Consider the following 6,066-nt stretch of genomic DNA (forward strand, 5'->3'; position numbering starts at 1 on the left):
CAAGGATTACAAGGAATTCAAGGAATTGATGGTGCAGTTGGACCTCAAGGACCTCAAGGTATAGCTGGAACGGATGGTGCTGACGGTGCAAATGGGCCCCAAGGACCTCAAGGACCTCAAGGTATAGCAGGAACGGATGGTGCTGACGGTGCAGTTGGTCCACAAGGACCTCAAGGACCTCAAGGTATAGCAGGAACAAATGGTGCTGACGGTGCAAATGGGCCCCAAGGACCTCAAGGACCTCAAGGTATTCAAGGTATAGCTGGAACAAATGGTGCTGACGGTGCAGTTGGACCGCAAGGACCACAAGGTATTCAAGGTATTCAAGGTCTTGATGGAGCTGTTGGTCCTCAAGGTGCAGATGGACCGCAAGGACCGCAAGGTATAGCTGGAACAAATGGTGCTGACGGGGCAGATGGACCACAAGGACCGCAAGGACTACAAGGTATAACTGGAACAGATGGTGCTGACGGTGCAGCTGGACCACAAGGACCGCAAGGGATAGCAGGAACAAATGGTGCTGATGGACCTCAAGGACCTCAAGGACCTCAAGGGATAGCAGGAACAAATGGTGCTGACGGTGCAGTTGGACCGCAAGGACCGCAAGGACCGCAAGGAGATGCAGGAACTAACGGTGCAACCTGGAAAAGTGGTACAGGTGTGCCATCAAGTACTTTAGGTTCAAACGGAGATTACTATTTGGATACTACATCAAATGATGTTTATTTAAAAACAGCTGATTCTTATAGTATTGTAACAAATATTAAAGGAGCTCCTGGCGATCAAGGATTAGAAGGTACTACAAATTCGCTATCTAAATTTAATGGGACTTCAACTTTAGTGGATTCCAATATTTCTGATAATGGAACCCTAGTTAGTATAACAACTAATGCTATTGTAAACGGCTTGTCTTTAGGTAGAGGCCCCGGTAATTTTGAAACCAATACCGTTTTTGGATTGAATGCATTAGCTAATAATGATGGCAATAATAGTAATACAGCTGTTGGATTTCAAGCTTTACGTTACAATTCAACTGGGGTTTCAAATACAGCGATAGGGAGAGATGCTTTATTTAATAATACGATTGGAAATTATAATGTGGCTGTGGGAAAATCAGCAATGCTTGAAAATACAGAGGGATCAAGCAACACAATGATTGGTCATGATAGTGGATTAAAAAATACTACGGGTTCACAAAATGTAGCTATAGGACTTGGCTCATTTTGGGAAAATACAACTGGTTCCTATAATACCGCTATAGGTAGAAGCGCTTTGAATAATAGTACAACTGCAGATTCAAATACAGCAATAGGATGGGCAGCATTAAACACAATTACTACCGGAGGAGATAATGTTGCTATTGGATTTGGTGCTGGTAGATATAGTAACTTGGGAACAAATGAATTGAACACTTCAAGTTATTCTGTATATGTTGGGGCTAATACAAGGGGGTTGAATTCACCAGGTTCAACTAATGAAATTGTGATTGGAAATTCTGCAGTTGGTTTGGGTGACAATAGTACCGTTTTAGGGAATAGTGCAACAACAAAAGCAGCTATTTATGGTAATTTACTATTGGGCACTACTACTGACAATGGTTTTAAAATCAATGTAAATGGTACAGGACGGTTTTCGGGACAATTAACGCTTGGTTCTACTATAACAAATGGCACTAATACCTACACATTGCCAAATGCAACGGGAACATTAGCTTTAACATCAGAATCACATAACCCACTTACAATTGGAACGGCTAATGGTCTAAGTCTAGCAACACAACAATTGTCATTAGGCTTAGCTAGCGCTTCGGCAAATGGGGCTTTAAGTGCTACTGACTGGACTACTTTTAATTCGAAACAAAATGCTTTGACTAATCCAGTTACGGGTACTGGAACAGCCAATAGTATACCTAAATTTACAGGAGCTTCAGCAATAGGCAATTCCAATATTTCAGATAATGGTACTGTAGTTAGTGTAACTACTGATGCCACTATGAATGGCTTGTCATTAGGTAGGGGTCCTGGTAATTTTGACAGCAATACTATATTTGGTAAATCAGCATTATCAGTTAATACTACAGGAACTAATAATACTGCAATTGGCTATGAATCTTTATTTTCAAATAATACGGGTGCTTCAAATACTGCAATTGGAATTAATTCGTTACGTTTAAATACCTCTGGAGCGGCAAACGTTGCAATAGGCATTAATGCTTTAATAAATAATACTACTGGTAATAACAATACAGCAGTGGGTGCTGGGACATTATTAAATAATTCTACTGGAATTAATAATTCTTCTTTCGGACTGAATTCCTTTTTAAATCTTTCTTCGGGTTCAAACAACATAGCTTTAGGGGGTAACGCTGGAAGATACACTGGTTCAGGAACATCATTAACATCAACTGATAATTCTATTTATTTAGGATTTTTAACTCGAGGACTAAATGCATCAGGATCAACTAATGAAATAGTAATTGGTAATGACGTAGTGGGATTAGGTTCAAACAGTACGGTTTTAGGGAATAGTTCAACCAGAAAAGCAGCTATTTATGGTAATTTACTTTTGGGTACTACCACAGATACAGGCGCAAAATTACAAGTTAACGGCGCCTATACTAATGCTTCCTCAAATGACGAGGTAGCTGATACAACTATAGACTTTTCATTAAGTAATATAGCCTTTACATCAGCAACAAGCAATGCGATTACTTTAACAAATATTAAAGACGGAGGTGTATATAATTTAGTTACCACAGCCAATAATGTTTCAAATAGTCTGAGCTTTACATTGCCAGCTGGATTTACAATTAGATATATGGGAACCTCTAATAGAACAATTGGCAAAATTCATTTGTATCGATTTGTGGTTGCAGGCACCAATGTATTGGTAACGATGTCAACTGAAAATTAGTTGTTTTTTTATTAGCAGAACTCTTATTTATAAAGTATTATTGTCAGTTAACTGCCAGTATTTTTTTATTTGGTCTCTAACTTTGTCAGTATTTGATTAAGAAGTCAATCAAAGGAAACAGTTATCTACTTATTGATAGGTCATTACAACCCTTTATCACTGAGTTCATTGCATAAAAAAAGCCACTCATTTCTGAATGACTTATTTAGTAGCGGGAACAGGACTCGAACCTGTGACCTTCGGGTTATGAGCCCGACGAGCTGCCTACTGCTCTATCCCGCGATATATGTTTAATGCTTTTTTCTTTTTTGGTGAAATAAGCAATGTTTCGTACTTAATTCTATTGCAAATATACAACCAATTTTGGTTCCGACAAGTAAAACTTAAAAAAATATTAAACCATTTTATTTTAGCAATATTTTAAACAAATTAGAAGGGATTAAACAAAATATAAAATTAGCAAAAGCAGAAGTTTTAATTCAAAAAATAAATTTTAAATCTTAATTTTACATTACAAAACACAAAAAAATGAATTTAAAATTTAGAATTATATTCGGTTTAACTTTTATGCTTTCTACGGCATTTGCACAACAAACAATTCAAGGTCAAGCTGTTTGGGTTGTCTATACAGGTCAATACAAACTAACCAACAAGTTTGGTGCGCATTTAGAAGTGCAATGGCGTGGTGATGCTAATTTTGAGCAAAACAGACAGAATTTATTCCGAATTGGCGGTATGTATTATTTAAACAATCAAATTACTTTGAGCGCAGGTTACGGATTGATTAAAACTTTCAAACCTTCTTTAACTGATTTTTTTGCAGAAAACAGAGCCTGGGAACAAATACAATATAATTACAAATGGTCTGATAATAAAAATATAATGACACAGCGTTTTCGTTTAGAACAGCGTTTTGTAGATAATATTATTTTAAATAGTGATGATGAAATTGTAGTAGAAGCGACCAATTATCAAAATAGATTAAGGTATTTGAATCGTAATTTATTTCATTTATTTAAATTTAATACTGACAGAAACAAAGCGTACGCTATTTTACAAGACGAATTTTTTTTTAATATAGGATCCAATAAAGTGAATGCTAATTTCTTCGATCAAAACAGGCTTTTAATTGGTTTCGGAATTAATTATGAAGACACCATTCGACTAGAAGTTGGGTATTTAAATCATTTGGTAACACCTGAAATCGGAAACAACATCATGAATCATAATGTTTCCATGAGTATCACGCATAATTTAGATTACACGAATTCTAAGAAGTAATACAATTTCTATAAAACAAAAAACCGTCCCGATAAAATCGGGACGGTTTTTTTATACTTCGTAAATCTAAAGTCGTAAATCTAAAATTAGATTACATCATTCCTGGCATTCCGCCGCCCATAGGACTTGAGCTTGACTCTTCTTTAATTTCAATCAAGGCACATTCTGTAGTTAAAATCATACCTGCAACAGAAGCTGCATTCTCTAAAGCCACACGAGTTACTTTCTTCGGATCGATAATTCCGGCTGCTAACATTTGAACATATTCTCCTGTTTTAGCATTAAATCCAAAATCACCTGAACCTTCAGTTACTTTAGCAATTACCACAGAACCTTCTCCTCCAGCGTTTTCAACAATGGTTCGTAAAGGGGCTTCAACGGCACGAGAAATAATTTGTATTCCAGTAGCTTCGTCTGCGTTTTCTGCTTTTAAAGTTGCTAAAACTGTTTTAGCACGCACTAATGCAACACCTCCACCAGCAACAATTCCCTCTTCTACAGCCGCACGAGTGGCGTGTAATGCATCATCTACTCTGTCTTTTTTCTCTTTCATTTCTACTTCTGAAGCTGCACCAACATATAGTACCGCTACACCGCCTGCTAATTTAGCCAAACGCTCTTGTAATTTTTCTTTGTCGTAATCTGAAGTTGACGTCTCCATTTGAGCTTTAATTTGGTTTACGCGACCTTTGATTAATTCCTTATCACCTGCTCCGTTTACAATAGTAGTATTGTCTTTATCAATAGAAATCGTTTCAGCTGTACCTAACATTTCTAAAGTGGTATTTTCTAATGAATACCCACTTTCTTCTGCAATTACGGTTCCACCAGTTAAAATAGCGATGTCTTCTAACATGGCTTTTCTTCTGTCTCCAAAACCTGGTGCTTTTACTGCAGCAATTTTTAATCCACCACGTAATTTATTTACAACCAAAGTAGCTAATGCCTGTCCATCAACGTCTTCCGCAATAATTAACAACGGACGACTTGATTGTGCAACGGGTTCTAAAATAGGTAATAATTCTTGTAAGTTAGAGATTTTTTTATCATATAATAAAACATATGGATTACTTAATTCTGCAACCATTTTATCTGCATCTGTAACAAAATAAGGTGATAAATAACCTCTGTCAAACTGCATTCCTTCTACAACATCTACATAAGTATCAGTCCCTTTTGCCTCTTCAACAGTGATAACACCTTCTTTTCCAACTCTTGTAAATGCTTTCGCAATTAAATCACCAATCGTTTCATCGTTATTTGCAGAGATTGAAGCTACTTGTTTTATTTTTTCTGAAGAATCACCTACCGATTGAGTTTGCTTTGCCAAATCGGCAACAATAGCTTCTACTGCTTTATCGATACCACGCTTTAAATCCATTGGATTAGCTCCAGCTGCTACGTTTTTCAAACCTTCTTTAACTATTGCTTGAGCCAAAACAGTAGCTGTTGTCGTTCCGTCTCCAGCTAAATCATTAGTTTTTGAAGCTACTTCTTTAACCATTTGCGCACCCATATTTTCTAATGGATCTGCCAATTCAATTTCTTTTGCTACAGAAACACCATCTTTAGTAACCGTTGGGCCTCCAAAAGATTTAGAAATAATAACATTTCTTCCTTTTGGACCTAAAGTTACTTTTACAGCATTTGCTAACGCATCTACGCCACGTTTTAATCCGTCACGTGCTTCAATATCAAATTTTATATCTTTTGCCATTTTTTTATTGTTTTAGGCAGAAGGCTTCACGCTATAAGCTAACCATTCTGCTATTATTTTTATATTATTTAGTTAAAACTAATTGCTTATTGCTCAAAACTACAAAATTGCATAAATTTCATCTTCACGCATAATTAGGTAATCTTTACCTTCGT

At 36.6% G+C, this 6,066-nt stretch carries 2 protein-coding genes, 1 tRNA gene and 1 pseudogene; 2 read left to right on the forward strand and 2 right to left on the reverse strand.

The window, feature by feature from the left end; all coding sequences use genetic code 11:
- A pseudogene (locus ACIQ2I_RS07350) lies at positions 1–2,913 on the forward strand (hypothetical protein); the annotation flags it as partial.
- A gap of 209 nt (positions 2,914–3,122) precedes the next feature.
- Here the strand turns inward: ACIQ2I_RS07350 and ACIQ2I_RS07355 are convergent.
- Positions 3,123–3,195 (reverse strand) — tRNA-Met (locus ACIQ2I_RS07355).
- 246 nt (positions 3,196–3,441) lie between these two features.
- Here ACIQ2I_RS07355 and ACIQ2I_RS07360 point away from each other — a divergent pair.
- On the forward strand, positions 3,442–4,194 hold the full coding sequence (locus tag ACIQ2I_RS07360; RefSeq protein WP_396181777.1) for a DUF2490 domain-containing protein: 753 nt from the start codon (positions 3,442–3,444) through the stop codon (positions 4,192–4,194).
- 91 nt (positions 4,195–4,285) lie between these two features.
- On the opposite strand, the gene groL is transcribed toward ACIQ2I_RS07360, so the two are convergent.
- On the reverse strand, positions 4,286–5,911 hold the full coding sequence (groL, locus tag ACIQ2I_RS07365) for a chaperonin GroEL (protein WP_396181778.1): 1,626 nt from the start codon (positions 5,909–5,911) through the stop codon (positions 4,286–4,288).
- Between the last annotated feature and the right edge of the window lie 155 nt (positions 5,912–6,066).

Origin of the sequence: Flavobacterium sp., from assembly GCF_044368995.1 — a bacterium.
Classification (GTDB): Bacteria; Bacteroidota; Bacteroidia; order Flavobacteriales; family Flavobacteriaceae; genus Flavobacterium.

Excerpts from the sequence above, each read along its gene's own strand:
- ACIQ2I_RS07360 (WP_396181777.1), top strand. The coding sequence starts at position 3,442 with ATGAATTTAAAATTTAGAATTATATTCGGTTTAACTTTTATGCTTTCT.
- groL (WP_396181778.1), bottom strand. The coding sequence starts at position 5,911 with ATGGCAAAAGATATAAAATTTGATATTGAAGCACGTGACGGATTAAAA.